We start from the raw sequence: 17,167 nt of genomic DNA, 5'->3' as shown, positions 1-17,167 counted from the left end.
CAATGCGCGCATCCGGAGATACGCGCATTGTTCGTTATGCATACGTCAGGCAAATGCGGGTTCAGGCGACAGCGATATCCATGGCGCGTTGAACGCCGGCGGCTCCAGCGGTCGCTTCCGCAAGGGCGGCGCGAAGTGCCCCAACAACCCGGTCAATGTCAGGCACCGTCATCTGGGCATAAAGCGGCAGGATGATCGTTTGCTGCTGCGCCGACAGGCTTCGTGTCAGGCTGGTGAGGACGCGATGGGAGCTAAGGCCGGAATAAGCTCCCTCCAGATGGATGTTCATCACACCGCGTCGCGTCGATATTCCTTGATCAAGCAGCGCTTGCATGACTACCCGTTGGTCGGCGGCATCAGGCAATCTCACGCAGAAACTCTGCCAGTTGCTGCGAGCCCAATCGGGCTCGATCGGCGGCGCCAGTCCGGCGATCGTGGACAGCTGCTCGCAATACTGCTCGGCAAGCCGCCTTCGCTGCGCAACCAACTCCGGCAGCCGCCGCAGTTGCACCCGTCCGACTGCGGCCTGGAGGTCTGTCATACGGTAGTTGTAGCCCAGCTCATCATAGTCCTCGAAGATGACCTGTTTCGAGCCGTGACGAACGGCGTCAGTGACGCTCATGCCATGTTGACGCCACAGCCGGAATTTTCGGTCATAGTCCGGGTTCGCCGTGGTTAGCATGCCGCCATCGCCTGTGGTGACCACCTTTCGGGGATGGAAGGAGAAGCAGGCAATATCGCCATGCGGTTTGCCGATCTTTTCCCAACGCCCTTCCCACAGGATTTCGCTTCCCGATGCACAGGCCGCATCTTCAATAACCGGTATCGAATGGCGCTTGCCGATCTCCACGATCGAACGGAGATCGCAAGGCATGCCGAGCTGATGCACGCACAGGATCGCCTTGGTGCGGGGCGTGATTGCCGTTTCGATCAGGCTGGGGTCGATATTGTACCCATCCGGCTCGATGTCGACAAAGACCGGCACTGCATTGCAGTATCGAACGGCGTTCGCCGTTGCGATGAACGAGTGGCTGACCGTGATGACTTCATCACCGGGACCCACGCCGACCGCCATCAAGGCGAGATGAAGGGCCGTTGTGCAGTTGGAAACGGCGCAAGCATGTTCGCTGCCGACGAAAGCCGCGAATTCCTTCTCAAAAGCCGCGACTTCCGGTCCCTGCGTCACCCATCCTGACAGAATGACGCGGCGCACGGCATCTGCCTCCTCTTCTCCGAGGACGGGCTTGGCGACGGGAATTGTGGATTGAGGTGCGCTCATGCTGCCGCTCCTGCCGCGGTCTGCTGCTGCCACCAGGCAACGAGATCGCGAAGTCCCTGTTCCATTGATATTTCCGCCTTGAAACCGAGCAGCCGTTCGGCCTTGCTGATATCGGCGAGACGACGGGTTACGCCGTTGACGGTCCGGGCCTCTTTGTGCTGTGGCGCGAGTGAAACGCCCATGATGCTGCTCAGCATCTGAGCGAGTTCCAGGAGGCTTATTTCCTGGCCGCTCGCGACATTGAATACTTCGTCCGTGACGTCGCTCTTGGCGGCGAGAATGTTTGCCCGTGCGATATCGCGGGCATCGACGAAGTCCATCGTCTGGCTGCCGTCTCCATAGATGAGGGGCGGCATTCCAGCCGCCAGGCGCTCCATCCAGCGGATCAGAACTTCCGTATAGGCGCCGTAAACGTCCATTCGCGGTCCGTAAACGTTGAAATAACGCAGCGCCACATAGCGCAGGCCATACATTTCCGAGAAGCTACGCAACAACCCCTCGTTGAAGGTCTTGGCCGCACCGTAGATCGTCCGGTTATTGTAGGGGTGATGCGTTTCGGTCGTCGGGAAGCTTTCGGCAAGCCCTAGCACGGATGCGGAGGAAGCAGCGACAACCTTCGACACGCCTGCCTTGACGGCGGCTTCGAGAACATTGAACGTGCCTTCGGCCAGCACATCGAAAGCGAGCCGCGGGTCTTCCGCGCATTGCGTGATGCGGATCGCTGCCTGGTGGAAGACGATGTCGACGCCTTCGAAGGTTTTCGCCAGAAGCGCTCTGTCGCGGATATCGCCCTCGATGATGTTGACCGAGCCGCTTGATATTGCCGTGCTGAGGTTGTCGCGGCGCCCACGCACGAAATTGTCGAGGACGATGATCTCGCGCGGTTTTTCCAATGCGACAAGATCGGCAATATGCGAACCGATCAAACCGGCACCGCCGGTAATGAGCACGCGTTTGTTTCTCATGATCTTCCCTCACGCGACATGTTCGTCATCGGATCATTCTCCGAACGCCAACGTATGAATTTCGCCGGTACACCCGCAGCAACCGAGAACGGCTCGACGTCGGAAACGACAACTGCCCCCGCTCCAACGATCGCCCCCTTCCCGATGGTCACGCCGGGAAGAATGGTCGCATTCGTTCCGATATCGGCCTCCGCACAGATGCGGACCGGTTTGATTTCAAGATCCGTGCGAATGATCGGAACATCGACTGGCAGTGCCGTGTGGGTCGAGCCAAGCACCTTGGCGCCGGGCCCCCACCCGACGGAATCCTCGATCACCAGATCGCGCGCGTCGAAATAAGCCATCGGGCCGATCCAGACATTGTCACCGATCACGCAGGTGCCGTCGTAACGCCCCTGGATATAGGCTTGGGCGCCGATGAACACGCCATTGCCGATTTCGAATGTTTCCGGATGTTTGAAACCGGCACCGCCTGCGACCTGCAGACCCGCGCCGCAGCTGCGTGTGATCGCTTGCCAGATGGCTTTCCGCATCAGGCTGTCAACAACGCCGTCGCCTGTCGCAAAGCGGCCGTACAGTTCGATCAGACCGGCGCGTCCATAGGATTGCCTGAGCTCTTCGGCGAGCCCCGCCTGATAGGCTGGATCTGCTGGCTTCTGGCCGCGGCCGTGAACGGCCTGCACGACGCGGGCCTCGCCTCGATTAGCTGACATAGGCATACTCCAGCGCAGCCGCGACCTGATCGACATGCTGTACGGGCATCTCAGGATAGATCGGCAAGGAGAGCACCTCGCGTGCGGCGGCTTCCGAGACCGGGAAGTCGCCGACTCGGTAACCGAGGTCGGCATGGGCCTTCTGCAAATGAACGGGGATCGGATAATGCAAACCGGACGGAATGCCCTCTGCCGTGAGCACGCGCTGCAGGCCGTCGCGATCACGGCTTCTTACGGCATAGACATGGTAGACATGCCGCCGATCGGCAGCTTCGACAGGCGTTTGCAAATGCGGCGCCCCTGCAAGCAGCGAGGAGTAGCGGCGACCATGCGAACGACGGGCTTCGGTCCAGGCTTCGAGATGCCGGAGCTTGACGCGCAGAATGGCACCCTGGATAGCATCCATGCGGTAATTGAAGCCTTTCAGCAGATGGTGATAACGCTGCTCCTGACCCCAATCCCGCAGCATGCGCATGGTCTTGGCCTGCTCGTCGCTGTTGGTGACGGCGATACCGCCCTCGCCGCAGGCGCCGAGATTCTTGCCGGGATAGAAGCTGAAGCAGCCTGATGTGCCGATACTGCCGGCGCGCGCGCCTTTGTATTCTGCACCATGAGCCTGGCAGGCGTCCTCGATGATCGGTATCCGGTAATGGTCGGCAACCGCCTTGATCCTGTCCATGTCGGCCATCTGGCCGTAGAGATGGACGGGAATGATCGCCTTGGTCCGGGAGGTGATCTTCGCCTCCAACTGAGCTGGATCCATTGTGAGCGTCACAGGGTCCACATCGACGAATACGGGTGTTGCGCCCGTGTAGCAGATGGCCGACACAGTTGCGACGAAGGTGAACGGCACGGTGATGACTTCATCGCCGGGGCCGACGCCTGCCGCAAGCAGGGATAAATGCAGGGCACTTGTCCCGGTATTGACTGCGATCGCGTGCTTGACGTTGCAATAGTCCGCGAATTCCTGCTCGAGGCGGATGACTTCCTCCCCCAGCACGTATTGCCCCGAGGCGAGGACGCCGAGCACGGCGGCGTCGATTTCGCTCTTGATCGATTGATATTGTGCTTTCAGGTCCAGAAAGGGGATCATGCAATGCGCCTCGCCTCTTCGAGCTCGATGATACGACCGCGCTGAGCGAGCGACCGGCTTGCTGCTTCAAGGATGCGGACGACACGCAGTCCGGCCTGGCCGTCTGCAATGGGGCGCGAATTCTGCTCGACGCACTCGACGAACTGATCCAGTTCGCGTTTCAATGCCTCGGTCATATCGAGCTTAGGTGCCCACATGTCGCCGCTGCGGTAGCCGACCATCATCTGATGCACCTTCTCGCCGTAGGCATCAGAATTGGGGCACATGGTGATGCCCTTGTCGTAGACCTTGATCTTTTCGCTGGGCTCCAGATCGTCATAGACGATCATCTTGTTGCTGCAGCCGATCAGCGTGCGGCGGACCTTGACCGGGGCCAGCCAGTTGACGTGGACGTGGGCAATAAGCTTGCTTTCGAAGAAGAGCGTCAGATAGGCGATGTTCTCCGGCTCTCCGAGCACATGGCTCATCCCCGTCGCTGAAACAGCGACTGGCCTTTCCTGCACAACATGGTCCAGGATGGAGAGATCATGCACCGCGAGGTCCCAGATGACGCTGACATCGTGCTGGAACAACCCCAGATTGACCCGAACGGAGTCGTAGTAATACATATCGCCCAAGCCGCTTTCGACCAGTTCGCGCATCTTGCGGACGGCGCCGGTGTGGACGAAGGTATGATCCACGGCCAGCACGAGGCGCCGGCGCGCGGCTTCCTCGACCATCCGTGCAGCTTCCTCCGACGTCGACGCCATCGGCTTTTCGACGAAGACATGCTTTCCGGCCATCATAGCCTGCATCGCGAGCTTGAAATGGGTCGAAACCGGCGTTGCGATGGCGATTGCATCCACTCTCGGATCGGACAGAACTTCCTCGAAATTATCCGTGATCGTTACTGCGGGGTATCGGCTTTTTACTGCCGCCAACCGTTCGACATTGAGATCACAGACTGAAACGAGATGCGCGCCGGCCGCTTCCGAGATGTTACGAACCAGATTCGGACCCCAGTACCCATACCCAACAACAGCGATACCGATCATCGCATTTCTCCCAACGCTTGCATGTTGACTGATCGGTCATGAACGTGACCGATGATCCTGGCCGGAACGCCGGCGACGATAGCGCCGTCCGGCACATCCTTTGTTACGACCGCTCCGGCGCCGACCTGGGCGGCCTCTCCGATGATTACGCCGGGCAAAATGGTGGCGTTGCTGCCGATCGACGCGTGACGCTTGACCAATGTAGGGATGAGGATCCAGTCGGCCTCGGTCTGCAGGCTGCCATCCGGGTTGACGGCGCGCGGGCATGTATCATTCGTGAACATGACCCCGTGGCCTATGAACACTCCGTCTTCCAGCGTCACGCCCTCACAGAGGAAGGAATGGCTGGAGATCTTGCAGTCTTGTCCGACGATGACGTTCTTCTGGATCTCGACGAAGGTGCCGATGCGCGTTCCGGCGCCGATCGTGCAGCCATATAGATTCACAAGATCTCGATGGTGGATGACGCTGCCGTCACCCAGATTGACGTTTGATGCAATCATTCCTGCAACACCCCTACTTCTGAACAGGCCTGATTTTCAGTTGAAACAAACAATCACTTGATTGCATCCAAGGTTTCATACCGAAACGACAAATATTTCTCTCCGCTTCAAAGAGAATTGTTTTCCGCTCCTGAGTAAAGAAACAAAACGTTTAAGCTTATCCACCTAAAGACGTATCTACTTATGACGACTTACGCCCTGGTTCATGCCCTCGACCAACCTTGGTGGAGGAGGCACCTCCCACACCCGTTGCCGGGCCTACGCCTGAGACAGCGATTGTTTCCATGCATTTAGTGGCCCATCACGAAACGGTTGTGTAACAACAGAGACTATCTCGCCAGAGGTCATAGTAAGACCTAAGTCTACCATCAGATTTATCTTCAAATTTCCACCGTATGATGGAATATGTGTAGTACTTAGCCTATATTAGCTACTGTTACGTTCCGCGAATTGTGGTATTCGATTCCTACTTTAGAGTTTCCTAAACCCCCAGATAGAGAGGGGTTGGTACTCGGGCTGTAGTGGAGCGTAACGTGTTAGGGGAGGGTCAAGCTGTGAATTCAGCACTTATACCGAATCTAGACCACAGACAGGAAAACATAACTATTCCCCTTAAGATGGAGAATAATTCGAGCACACTTGCGCTGTCGTCAAGGCAGACGCATTCGCTTGTCATTCTCGATAATCGTGAGCTTGATCGGCAATGCCTGGCGCAATGCATGGCTGCCCAAAAGGCGGATTTGCAGATTCTCGCATTCGGATCCATTGAGGAGTGGAAGCAGAAGCGCGACGAATATCCTCCGCTTTCGGCAATTCTCTTGAACGTCGGCGGCAAGAAGATCGATGAACCGGCCGTTTCGGAGCAGATCCGGAAGCTCTCGGCGGAATTCGCATCGACGCCTCTCATCGTACTGGCCGACAGCGACGATTTCGGCCAAATCGTCAGAGCGCTGGAATTCGGGGCCAAAGGGTTCATACCCGCCTCGGTCAGCGTCAGTGTCTGCATGGAGTTGATCGCACTGTCGGTGGCAGGAGGAATTTTTGTGCCTGCAAGCGCCCTGTTCGCGATGCGTCACTTACTGGACTCGAGCAACTCGACGGCCCGCCCCCTCGCCGGCATATTCACGGATCGTCAGGCCGAAGTCGTGGAGGCGCTCAGACGCGGAAAAGCGAATAAGATTATCGCTTATGAGCTCAACCTGCGAGAAAGCACCGTAAAGGTGCATGTTCGCAATATCATGAAAAAAGTCAAAGCAACCAACAGGACGGAAGTCGTATTCAAGCTCAACGACTTGTTCCAAAATAGTATTCCGGCATTATCGTAAGCAAGGCATTGTGCTGATGCACTGTCGGGACAAATCTTTGCTTATCTTGGAACGACGTTCTTGCTCAAATCACCCGGTGGCGCGAATGCGTTGCCGGGTGATTTGATTCCCCCCGCTGCCTATTCATCCTGCAACTCGTCGCATCGAATTCAAGGCGTACCAGTACTTTGGACCGATTGTTTGCTTGCAGGCCAGCTTGATCCAGGGCAATGAATTTCGCACTTCGGGGGAAACCTCGAGGGCAAAGCGCTGAATGGCCGCGGCTGTGCCAACATCAAAATTGTTGAATGCCATGCCGGCCAGCCGAAGCGCCTCTTTCGCAAGATCCCTGGAAAGAAAGCGTCTTAGTTTCTCATCTTTCCTGAGACTATCCGCGCCCTGGCCAAACAGGATATCGAACGCCTGCTTTCTTTGCCGGAGGTCGGGAAGGATACTTTGCCCATAATATTGCAGCGACATGTTCGAAGCATGTCTGCGGTATACGGCTTGGTCCTCGTTGATGTAGCCCACCGCAGCATATGATGCGAGCCGCAGCCACATCTCCATATCACCGGTATGCGGCAGTTCCTTATGATAGCCGCCGACCTGTTTTTGCAGCGTCGTCCGCACGACGGCCGTCGGTGTCGGAACCAGGTTGTTGGCTCCACTCAACCGAATGAATTGCGGACCGGACAAGACCTGAACGGGAGGCACGCTCTTGTCACCGAGAGGATCGACGCGCTTGGCTATGGCGCCGTTTGGCTCTGCAATCAGGGCGTTCCCGAAGGTAAAGCCTACATGCGGATGATTGCGCATCAGTTCCGCACAACGACCCAGCGCGCCCGGCAAGAGATAATCATCCGCAGAGAGAAGCAGGAATAAGTCGCCGCCCGCCCACTCAATTCCCGCATTATAGGTGGCGATGTGGCCCTTGTTTTCCGTTTGCCGTCGATAGGTGACGCGATTGTCCCGGGATGCCAGAGCCTTTCCGACTTCCGGCGTATTGTCCGGCGAGCAGTCATCCAGAATAAGCACCCGCACATCGACGCCGGCTTGCGAAAGAACACTTCCAACACATTCCTGCAGGAAACGAGCGTAGTTGTAACAGGGAATGACGATATCAACGCGTTGCAAACCTATTCCTCCGCAGGCAAGTCGTTTCGTTCGGAGCATTTCACGGGACCCAAACTCGGCATCGTCTCGCTCTCAAGCGTTCTTCGCTCCCCGGTTCATTCGCGCGACGTTGAGACGTGCGCCTGCCGATTTCGTGCAGGACCATGCAGCTCTCAACAAGGCGGATCGGGCAAGCAGTCGGGCGCCTGCACGCTTCAAGCCACTCCGAGCGCGCTCCCAACGGGTCAGCGCAAAACGGGTCCGGGACCGAAACGCATCGTAGAAGGCGACGTTCGGGCTCAGGCTTCCTGATTTCCAGGGCTTCACGTTGGTGACGAAATGAACGATCGCGACCTTCTGCTCGAGTGCGATGCGGGCAATCGCCTGCGTTGGCTCGAACTGAAAATTCCAGGCGCGGTCCAGTATCTTCCACTTTCCGTCGCAGGCAACGTTCAGAGCGTCCTGATCGGAATATTCCGTCGTCGGAAAGCGATCGAGATAGTCCAGCGATCGTTCCGATATCCGCTCGTTTCGCCATTTTGCAAGGTCGATAAGAAGAATGCCGGCGTTGAAATAACGTTTGACCCGAGCGCCGCCCGTTGCACCAGGTCCGTTCTTCACAACATTGTCCAGCCAGTAGTCCGGCACGGCGCCGATCACTGCCTCGCCGAGATCGATGTTCCACAAATTCTCAAGCGCACCCAGAACCAGAATGTCGCCATCCAGATACAGAGCCCGGCTGCAGGTCTGCGGAAGGAACTGCGGCAGAAGGATCCTTGCGAAGGTCATCCTGGAAACCCCAGGACGAGTGGAAAATCCGCTTGCGAAGGACAATGTGGCGATGGGGTGCCACTGAATGACTGCAGACCTTGCCGGCAGAGATTCAAAGATCAGCCGCTTTGTTTCTTCGTCTATTCCCTGATGAATGACATGGATGTCTAAGGGCCATGCGCTTTGGTTGTTCTCGGCGACCGACCTGAGGGCGGTCGCCAAGGGAACGGCGTAGGCCGCATCGACCGCAAAGACGATGGGCCCCAACCGCTCATTTGCACCCGCAGGGGCGGCTCCTGTTGGTATGCTATGCACATTCATATTTCCGGCACCATCCCATCGAAAGAACAAAAGCTTCGCCCTGCAAAGATCGGCATTGCCGTTCACGGCCCGATTGATATGGCTTCCTGAACAGGAAGGCCGACGGCCGGGGCAGGCATGGTGTGAGCCGTTCGCGCGAACTGGACGCCTGGCGTGCTCCTGGCGCCGCCGGAAAGCTTCCAGTCGAAATACGCGATCGTTCTTTCAAGCCCCTCACGAAGGTTCACCTTCGGCTGCCAGCCCAGCTGTTGCGTTGCGCGGCTGATGTCGGGCTTGCGCTGTGTCGGATCGTCAATTGGCAGTGCCTTGAAGACGATGCCGGACTTCGATCCAGTCATTTCGATCACCATTTCCGCCAGTTCACGCACCTGGAATTCTCCGGGGTTGCCGAGATTGATCGGGCCTGTAACCCCAGCGGGCGCTGCCATCAAACGGATAAAGCCGTCGATCAGGTCGTCCACATAGCAGAACGACCGTGTTTGCCTGCCGTCGCCGAAGATGGTGATCGGCTCGTTGCGAAGCGCCTGAACGATGAAATTGGAGACGACGCGGCCGTCATTGGTCTGCATGCGCGGACCGTAGGTGTTGAAGATCCTCGCCACCCGGATTTCCACGCCATATTGACGATGATAGTCGAAGAACAGCGTCTCGGCGCACCGCTTGCCTTCGTCATAGCATGCCCGCGGCCCTATGGGACTGACGCTGCCTCGATATTCCTCTGGCTGAGGGTGGACTGCCGGATCGCCATACACCTCGCTCGTGGATGCCTGGAATATCTTCGCCTTGGTGCGTTTGGCCAGACCGAGCATATTGATGGCCCCATGCACGTTGGTCTTCACGGTCTGCACGGGGTCGTGCTGGTAGTGGACGGGAGATGCCGGGCAGGCAAGGTTGTAGATCTCGTCGACCTCGACATAGAGCGGGAAAGTAATGTCGTGGCGGAGAACCTCGAAACGCGGATCATCAAGAAGATGCAGAACATTGTCGCGCGAACCGGTGTAGTAATTGTCCACGCAGAGGACATCATTGCCCTCCCGCAAAAGTCTTTCGCACAGGAATGATCCCAGAAATCCGGTGCCGCCGGTAACCATAATTCGCTTCTGTCCGTGCATTGGTTTGCTCCGTCGTTGATGTTGGCTGCAAGGGTGGAGAAAGGCGTCAACAAGCTCCCTTGCCCTTGATGACTGCGGGAATTGTGCTGAGCAGGATGTGCCAGTCGAACCACAAGGATCGGTTGTCGATGTAGAACTCGTCGAGTTGCTGCTGCAGTTCGATATCCGCATTGCTTCGTTCGGATATCTGCCAAAGGCCCGTCAGCCCCGGTGTGACCGACCGCCGCTTGTCACGAAATTCGCGATCCATCGCCGAAAGGTGATATTCCGGAAAGGGGCGCGGTCCCACGAACGCCATCTCCCCGGAAATGATGTTCACCAGCTGCGGGAGTTCGTCGAAACTCGACGCGCGAAGGAGATGCCCGATCACCGGCAAGACGCGCGGATCCTGCCTCAGCTTGAAGTGACTCGCCCACTCGGCCTGTGCGGCTGGATTGTCACGGAACAACGCTTCGAGGCGCTGTTCCGCATCTTGGTACATCGTTCTCAGCTTCAGGACGCGCACCGGCTTGCCGGACAAGCCTTCCCTGGCGTGCCTGAAGAAGACAGGCCCGGGATCGATGACATAGATCGCGGCGGCGGCAATCAGAATGCAGGGCATAAGCACCAGCGTCGCAGGAATAGCGATCGCAAGATCAAGGGCTCGACGAACCAGGTTCGAATCCGCCGGTCTCCCCCCAACGGCCAAGCGAATACCGATCTCTCCACCGACATCGGCAGGTCGCAATCCGGTTATCTTGAGGTTCGGCGTGTCGGAGAGGAGGATGACTTCGGCGAACCGCCGGCGCATTGTCGCCAACTCGGCGATGAACGAACCGGTATCATCAGCGATCAGGGCAATCGACGGCCCGTTATCAGATGATGCTTCCGAAATATCCGATGAGGAGATTTCCGGCCGAATGCCATACTGCCAATGGTCCGTAAAATACGCCATGAGCGCGGGGATCCGATTGCGGCCCCCGATGATCACCGCCCGCTCTCCCCAGATTCCAAGCCTCCAGGACAGACCTCGTGCCGCCCAACGCATCGCAGGTTGAACAATCAACCCGAGGCCTAGGAAGCCAGCAAGGGGAAGCAGCAGTTGCGACCCATCAGGCAGAAGGATCGCCCCGAGCGCTGCGATGGCAGCCACCTTGACGGAGGCTTTCGTACGGCGGCGCAGATGTTCGTGGTCGTGAAGCCGATATCCAGGATAGAGCGCGTTCGATGCATAGAGAATGATCGTTCCGAGTGCTGCAAGAGCGAAGGCACGCTCCAGAATCATATTCTCCGAACCGTGCGGAAGAAACGGCAGAAGAAGAAAGTAGGCCATGAGATAGCCCGCGATGTCGCCGGCAACCAGAAATGACGACGTCGCGAGCCGTGGTAACCTGCGCCCGATTGGAACCGGAAAATTCAGCCTTGACCGATTGTTGAACTCGGCGGCCGACGTGGGGTTCGCCACGGGCGGAACAGAGATTGCCGGAACCGTCCGCGTGCCCACATCATTTGTCGTGGCTGCCTTCGGCAGGCCGGATGTCAGTTCTGACGATGCAAATAGGGACATGATGGTTTTACACCTTTGCGGCTGCTGCTTCTGGCGCGCTCGATCCAAAAACCTCGTCTTCGATCGGAAACTTCCGAAGCCCCAGTCTCTGGAATGCTGTCAGTGAGATGAAGGTCGGCACGACGAGCGCATAGCGTCGCCATAGCCGTCGCGGCTCGCACAGAAGACGAAACGCCCATTCGAAGCCGCTTCTTTGAATGATCCGCGGAGCCTGTCGCTTAAGGCCGGCGTGGAAATCGAATGCAGCTCCGACACCGATGAGCATCGAAGCGTCCAGACGATCGCGCATGCGCGCCATCCAGAGTTCCTGCTTGGGACTGCTGAGCCCCACCCAGATGATATCGGCGCCGGACCGATTGAGCCGGTCTGCAATATCGGCTTCCTCTTGCGGTGACAGTTTATGAAAGGGCGGTGCGTAGGAGCCGGCGATCTCAGCTTGCGGGAATCTTGCGAGAAGGCGCGCCTGCAATTGCTCCAGCGTCTCGGCCGTTGCGCCATAGAGGAAGTGACGCAGACCTGTGGCGGTGCCAGCCTCGAAAACCGATAACATCAGGTCGGGTCCATAGACCCTGTCACTGTCCGAATGGCCGGCATGCTTCAAGGCCCAGACCAACGGCATGCCGTCGGGGGTCACGAGGAAAGCGCGGTTGTGTATCGACCGAAGCTCGGGATCATCCTGACATCGGACGACGCCATGTGCGTCGCGAACGCAAACATATTCTTTCCTGCCGTCTTCGATCGCTTTTTGAATAAATCCGGTCGCGCTTTTGAGATTAACTGCCGAAATGCGAACACCAAGGACATTGATCCACGCCAAAGAGCTCTTTTGATCAAGAAGTGAAAACTGTCTGCCGTCTGCTGTTTGCTTTCTCATGACCTGCGCTTTCGCGATCTAAACTGTCACTAGAATATGCCGCTATGACGATTGCCTCCATACTTACCGTTCCAACTATTGGACGTAGAAGAGACTTCATATTTCTACGTCTTACGCGGAGATAAGTTACGATGTTCGAAGTATGGCAATGTACCCCCCGGCTTGCCCCGTTGCTCTTTTTGATGAGCGCCGCCCCGAAAGGCGGTTTGATCTTCTCAAGGCCGCCGAAGATAGCCGCATTCGCACACAACTCTGGAGAACGCGCACAAAACCGGGAAGGTTGAGCGCGAGTAAAGCCGGGAGAGGGATAGGTGAACGCAACAGGCAAGATAGCGGTCGCGGCTGGCGAGCGAAGGCCGACGTCAGCGTTCTTACCGACGGCAGTTACCCGCAGAGCGCACACGCCACGATTAAAGCGCATTACAACTCGCCATAGCTGCGGACTATCGCCGCAGATCACCGCTCGTCGCTCGCCTTGGTTACTCGGGCGGCGCGACGACGCTTCCGGTGTCCACCCCAGCCTTCTGAAGATCCCCTAAACCGCCAAATTCTCCCGAACGCATGACCCTCGGATTTATTCGGAAGCTCTGGCTGTTCAAATTGCCGATGTAACGGTTGCGCGCGAATTGCACGTATTCAGGCCCATGGTCAGGCGCGTGGACGTATGCAGCGAGCCCGTCGCTATTGTCGACCGACACGATATTGTTCTCAATACGATTAGGGCGTGCCCATGGCGGATGCCACCCCCTGCCGGTACCGTCATCAACGCGAAAAGCGGCGCCCGACCCGTGTGTGATGACGTTTGCCGCCACCAGGTTGCTCCAACCGCCGTTGATCCCGATCGCCGCGACGTTGCCCGAGAGCGTATTTCCCTCGATATTCAACCCGCTCGCCTTCCCATCCGTATAGATCGCCCAGCTGATGGGAGACGGCCATTCGCTTGTATTTTCATATCCGGGCGGCCAGAACGTCCCATCGGCCCTGTTCATGAGATGACCGGTCCCGGTGATGAGATTGGAGCGGATGGTGCTGTTCAGAGGGTCGGCCTGCTCGCCCATCATCTTGATGGCGCCGCCATCCGCCGTCCGCTGGTTGGCGTTATGGATCACGTTGTGCTCGATGACAGCGTTATAGACGGCGTCATTGGAACCCCACAGCGAACCGCCGGAGATTCCGAACTGCGCCGTGTTTTCAATCAGGTTGTCGGCAATCCTGACATTGTCGGCCGCCTGGAACCATATACCGGCCGTTTCAATGTAAACCTTTCCGATGTCATGAATGTGGTTCGAGAGAATCCTGGCACCATTCGACTTAAGGAACGTGCCATAATTTGTGCCGACGTAAATTCCGTTGCCGGCCACATCCGCGATCACATTGCCGGCAATCAACGCATCCTTGCTTTCCGTCACATGGACCCCGACGCCGACATTTTCGATGCCGTTGCCGAGAATCTTGACGTCATCGGCATGCTCAATCCGTATGGCGCCAAATCCCCTGGTCTCAGTATAGAACTTGCCGCTGCCTTCAGGCGCTCCGTCTCTAAGCTCGAGCCCTGACACGACCATTCCATTGGCCCCATCCAGCCTGAAGAACGTCGGCAGAATGCCAGCCACGACGCCGGAATTGGGTAGCGATTGATCGACGGGGATGTAATGAAGCTCGCCCGTGGCAAGGTCGTACCACCACTCGCCGGGAGCATCGAGCAAGGCCTTGGCTCCGGCAAGGAAATAGCGGCTGCCTTCGGCGGTAAAGAAATAGCCGGTGCCTTTCGTGTAGACCGTCCGGGCTGCGCCATCGATAGATACAACTGGCAGCGTATCATTGCCCCACTGGCTTCCGGGTTGATACCCGCCAACAATGTCCACGACCAGTCCGCTTGTATCATCCACTGCCGGAAGATCGCCGGCATGGAAACAAAAGCGCGTATTTCCTTCCCGCGCGTCGATGGCGGGATCGCACTTTGCGGCAAACAACCATCCCTTGCGTGGATCACCATCAGCGGGAGCGTTGGGAAATCGGGCCCGGGTCTGGCGTCTCCCCTTGACGAACAAGTCACCGACCCCTTCATCGGGTGGCAATTTCAGAAGCGCCGTCCAGCGACCATCGGCCTGCTGCACCCAGTCGCGCACTTGTAGCCCGCCATGTAAGATCGGCACTTCATTGCATCTTGCCGTGAGGATCAAGCCCGTATCCCGGGCGTCAAAGACGATCGGCTGAGTAAGATAGTAATCGCCTTTCTCAAGCGCGATTGTGTTGGCGCCGCCCTTCTCACGGGCCGCATCACGAGCTCTTTCAATGCTGGCGAAAGGGCCGTCGCCAGCCTGCCGATTTGCCGTCGGAAGGCGGCCACTCCAGGTGTCGTTGCCATCCGGGGAAACGTAAAATATCGTCCGAGCCCCGGCGCTGCCGCTCCATACGTCGCTTAAAGAAGTCCCATTCAACTTGGCTGACCAGGTCGTGGACGCTTCCGCGCAAGTCGCTTGCCTGACGAGCATCTGCAGACGCTCGGGTGCATCTATCTCGGCCCCGACTGGAGCCGAACTGCCGGACTGTGGAAAGAGCATGACAGGCAAAATGCTCAGAGTCAGTCCAAAACGCCGCCTCATGATATCGGCAACCCGCTCGCAAGGCCGCGCGAGGGCGCCTGCCAAGGTGGCGAATGGCTCATCGAAACGACGGGCGCGTATAGCGAAAACATGATGATGCCTGCGGTAAACAGGATGAAGATGGCGTCATTCTGAACGAAAAAAATACTCTCGGTCAGATTCATCACCAGAATCATGATGGTAAAGACATTGAGCCAGAGCCAGCCGTATTGCGTATCGTGACAGTGAAGCATCGCGCCCTGGCGGATTGCATGGGGAACCATCAGAGCAAACGGAATCATTCCCATTATTCCAAAGCTCAACAAGATATCGCGGTATCCATTATGCGCGTGGGGCGCTGCCCATCCCATCTTTAACCACATACGCGTCGCTTCTGGGTTCGCGACGGTCCAGAACGCCTGGTAACCATAGCCAAGCAACCAACGATCGGATATTTCGCGATCAACCAGTTCCCACAACGGCACTCGACCGGTCAAAGTCGCGTCCTTGCCGAGCGCTTCAAGAGCCGGAACCAGGAATTCGTGAAGCGAAATCAGAATGCCGATAGACAGCTGAACGAAAAGCAGGACGATGACGACGCGGCCGATGCTGCCGCTTCTTTGCAGCAGTGTATAAAAGCCGATCAGGCAGTAAGCCACTGACGTTGCAATGATCGCGGTCATCGATCCGGAGCTTGCAAGGCAGATCAAACCCGCGGCCAACAAGATGAACGCGATTCGTCGCAGGCCGAGCGTCCCATCGATCAGGACGGCCGTCGCCACCAAGATCATGAGAGCCGCGTACCAGCCCAGGACGTTCTTGTGAATGAAGACGCCCCGCATAGCACCATCCGGCATGCTGGCGAGGGCTGGTGACACCACGGAGATAACCACGCTGAGGAGGATGCAGGTTCCCAGGGTCACAAATAACAGGAACAGCAGCTGCCTTGGCGTGAAACGTATCGCCAGGACATAGGAAAGAAGCACGCAAAACAAAAGGCCGATTGCGCGTCTCAAGGTCGTTGGCGGTGCTATTGACCACAGGGTAGACAAAAACGGCAGGACGAGGATCAAGGGAACAATCAAATTTCGCCTGAGCGCCGTTAGGAATTGCGGAAAATTGCGTATCAGGATCACAATTGTAAATGCATAGATGGGAAAGCACGGAAGACGCAGCATAGACTTGGCGGATTCACTGAGCGTTCCGTCCGCATCTGCCAGGATAAGAGGCAGAAAGGCGCCTGCCTGAAGAAAAAGGGATATGCCGGCGCCCCAGCACTCTATGGCCCGCCAACTGATGGTCGGTCCGCTGGCACTTCTGAGGCTATCTACTCTCATAATCCGTCCCGACTGACTTGAACAGACAAGCGGCTGTTGATCGGCGCAGATAAAAGTCAGGGGTCGGCCTTTTACGGCTGCGCTGCTCTCACGCAATCATCCAGCCACATCCGCGGTCAACCTGTCCTAGTGAAGCGCGGGCTACGCCTAATGCACCTTCGCTCCACCCAAAGACGATGGCGTGCCTAAGCTTTCAGCCGGTATTTACCCAAAAAGACGGGTCTTCATGTCCGCGGATTGCCCTTAAGAGCAGATGTTGCGCGTGTCCGTTCACCGGTACCGTGGCGATGAATGTCTTGTGAAGCGTGGTGGGTAAGACACGGTTCCACTGGAATGAGGCTGACAGAGGCTATCTCTCCGGTCAAAGCCTGGAAGGTTTAGGATTGCTATGTTTCTGCGTCATGGTCCTAGTTCTCTATGCAACACGACGGGCACTCCACTCGGCGTGGCATTGTCGGCAGCGCTCTCATCGGCCCTGCGCAAGATGCCGTCCGGTCGTCACGCCATCTTGGATATCACCAACACCAAGGCTCCAAACCTCGCTGGCTGCGAAAAGGTCGACCTCTTAAGCAACTTTGCGCTGCTGTACAGCGGTGCATCGCGGCAACCCGCCTGAG

At 57.5% G+C, this 17,167-nt stretch carries 14 protein-coding genes; 1 reads left to right on the top strand and 13 read right to left on the bottom strand.

Annotated elements, in window-relative coordinates:
* Positions 1–61: 61 nt before the first annotated feature.
* From J0663_RS15740 to J0663_RS15715, 6 genes are read right to left on the bottom strand one after another with little or no spacing between them, the layout of a single operon-like run.
* Entirely contained in the window at positions 62–1,279 is a 1,218-nt protein-coding gene (locus J0663_RS15740; RefSeq protein ID WP_207241239.1) for a DegT/DnrJ/EryC1/StrS family aminotransferase, read from the bottom strand.
* Positions 1,276–2,244, bottom strand: coding sequence for an NAD-dependent epimerase/dehydratase family protein (locus J0663_RS15735; RefSeq protein WP_207241238.1), 969 nt, complete (start codon positions 2,242–2,244; stop codon positions 1,276–1,278). Before J0663_RS15735 ends, J0663_RS15740 begins: the two co-directional genes overlap by 4 nt.
* Positions 2,241–2,957 carry an acyltransferase gene (locus J0663_RS15730; RefSeq protein WP_207241237.1) on the bottom strand — a complete coding sequence of 239 codons (717 nt, stop codon included), beginning with the start codon at positions 2,955–2,957 and terminating at the stop codon, positions 2,241–2,243. Before J0663_RS15730 ends, J0663_RS15735 begins: the two co-directional genes overlap by 4 nt.
* Complete coding sequence (locus J0663_RS15725) at positions 2,947–4,050, bottom strand: DegT/DnrJ/EryC1/StrS family aminotransferase (RefSeq protein WP_207241236.1); 1,104 nt, start codon at positions 4,048–4,050, stop codon at positions 2,947–2,949. The genes J0663_RS15730 and J0663_RS15725 overlap by 11 nt, the downstream gene beginning before the upstream one ends.
* Positions 4,047–5,084, bottom strand: coding sequence for a Gfo/Idh/MocA family protein (locus J0663_RS15720; protein ID WP_207241235.1), 1,038 nt, complete (start codon positions 5,082–5,084; stop codon positions 4,047–4,049). The genes J0663_RS15725 and J0663_RS15720 overlap by 4 nt, the downstream gene beginning before the upstream one ends.
* The gene (locus J0663_RS15715; protein WP_207241234.1) at positions 5,081–5,587 is read right to left on the bottom strand and encodes an acyltransferase; all 507 of its coding nucleotides are present in this window, start codon (positions 5,585–5,587) and stop codon (positions 5,081–5,083) included. Before J0663_RS15715 ends, J0663_RS15720 begins: the two co-directional genes overlap by 4 nt.
* Positions 5,588–6,141: 554 nt before the next feature.
* Here J0663_RS15715 and J0663_RS15710 point away from each other — a divergent pair.
* Positions 6,142–6,912: a response regulator transcription factor gene (locus J0663_RS15710; protein WP_207241233.1), complete on the top strand. Its 771-nt coding sequence runs from the start codon at positions 6,142–6,144 to the stop codon at positions 6,910–6,912.
* 123 nt (positions 6,913–7,035) lie between these two features.
* On the opposite strand, the gene J0663_RS15705 is transcribed toward J0663_RS15710, so the two are convergent.
* From J0663_RS15705 to J0663_RS15675, 7 genes are all read right to left on the bottom strand, one after another.
* Positions 7,036–8,025: a glycosyltransferase family 2 protein gene (locus tag J0663_RS15705; RefSeq protein ID WP_207241232.1), complete on the bottom strand. Its 990-nt coding sequence runs from the start codon at positions 8,023–8,025 to the stop codon at positions 7,036–7,038.
* A gap of 72 nt (positions 8,026–8,097) precedes the next feature.
* A complete protein-coding gene (locus tag J0663_RS15700; RefSeq protein ID WP_246590297.1) occupies positions 8,098–9,096 on the bottom strand; it encodes a glycosyltransferase family 8 protein in 999 nt (332 codons plus the stop codon).
* Between the two features lie 62 nt (positions 9,097–9,158).
* A complete protein-coding gene (locus J0663_RS15695) occupies positions 9,159–10,208 on the bottom strand; it encodes a UDP-glucuronic acid decarboxylase family protein (protein ID WP_207241231.1) in 1,050 nt (349 codons plus the stop codon).
* A gap of 46 nt (positions 10,209–10,254) precedes the next feature.
* Positions 10,255–11,754, bottom strand: a complete 1,500-nt coding sequence (locus tag J0663_RS15690) for a sugar transferase (RefSeq protein WP_207244514.1) — start codon at positions 11,752–11,754, stop codon at positions 10,255–10,257.
* Between the two features lie 7 nt (positions 11,755–11,761).
* On the bottom strand, positions 11,762–12,628 hold the full coding sequence (locus J0663_RS15685; protein WP_207241230.1) for a WecB/TagA/CpsF family glycosyltransferase: 867 nt from the start codon (positions 12,626–12,628) through the stop codon (positions 11,762–11,764).
* A 479-nt stretch (positions 12,629–13,107) separates the two neighbouring features.
* Positions 13,108–15,234: a right-handed parallel beta-helix repeat-containing protein gene (locus tag J0663_RS15680; protein ID WP_207241229.1), complete on the bottom strand. Its 2,127-nt coding sequence runs from the start codon at positions 15,232–15,234 to the stop codon at positions 13,108–13,110.
* A complete protein-coding gene (locus tag J0663_RS15675) occupies positions 15,231–16,550 on the bottom strand; it encodes an O-antigen ligase family protein (protein ID WP_207241228.1) in 1,320 nt (439 codons plus the stop codon). Before J0663_RS15675 ends, J0663_RS15680 begins: the two co-directional genes overlap by 4 nt.
* Positions 16,551–17,167 lie beyond the last annotated feature (617 nt).

The organism is Rhizobium lentis (assembly GCF_017352135.1).
Classification (GTDB): domain Bacteria; phylum Pseudomonadota; class Alphaproteobacteria; order Rhizobiales; family Rhizobiaceae; genus Rhizobium; species Rhizobium lentis.
Note: the sequence above shows the minus strand (reverse complement) of the source record. Positions and strands in the feature narration are given on the sequence as shown.

What these genes read in the sequence shown, in the direction of transcription:
- J0663_RS15715 (WP_207241234.1), bottom strand. Translation starts at nt 5,587, where the DNA reads ATGATTGCATCAAACGTCAATCTGGGTGACGGCAGCGTCATCCACCAT.
- J0663_RS15740 (WP_207241239.1), bottom strand. Translation starts at nt 1,279, where the DNA reads ATGAGCGCACCTCAATCCACAATTCCCGTCGCCAAGCCCGTCCTCGGA.
- J0663_RS15725 (WP_207241236.1), bottom strand. Translation starts at nt 4,050, where the DNA reads ATGATCCCCTTTCTGGACCTGAAAGCACAATATCAATCGATCAAGAGC.
- J0663_RS15700 (WP_246590297.1), bottom strand. Translation starts at nt 9,096, where the DNA reads ATGAATGTGCATAGCATACCAACAGGAGCCGCCCCTGCGGGTGCAAAT.
- J0663_RS15680 (WP_207241229.1), bottom strand. Translation starts at nt 15,234, where the DNA reads ATGAGGCGGCGTTTTGGACTGACTCTGAGCATTTTGCCTGTCATGCTC.
- J0663_RS15735 (WP_207241238.1), bottom strand. Translation starts at nt 2,244, where the DNA reads ATGAGAAACAAACGCGTGCTCATTACCGGCGGTGCCGGTTTGATCGGT.
- J0663_RS15730 (WP_207241237.1), bottom strand. Translation starts at nt 2,957, where the DNA reads ATGTCAGCTAATCGAGGCGAGGCCCGCGTCGTGCAGGCCGTTCACGGC.
- J0663_RS15685 (WP_207241230.1), bottom strand. Translation starts at nt 12,628, where the DNA reads ATGAGAAAGCAAACAGCAGACGGCAGACAGTTTTCACTTCTTGATCAA.
- J0663_RS15695 (WP_207241231.1), bottom strand. Translation starts at nt 10,208, where the DNA reads ATGCACGGACAGAAGCGAATTATGGTTACCGGCGGCACCGGATTTCTG.
- J0663_RS15720 (WP_207241235.1), bottom strand. Translation starts at nt 5,084, where the DNA reads ATGATCGGTATCGCTGTTGTTGGGTATGGGTACTGGGGTCCGAATCTG.
- J0663_RS15675 (WP_207241228.1), bottom strand. Translation starts at nt 16,550, where the DNA reads ATGAGAGTAGATAGCCTCAGAAGTGCCAGCGGACCGACCATCAGTTGG.
- J0663_RS15690 (WP_207244514.1), bottom strand. Translation starts at nt 11,754, where the DNA reads ATGTCCCTATTTGCATCGTCAGAACTGACATCCGGCCTGCCGAAGGCA.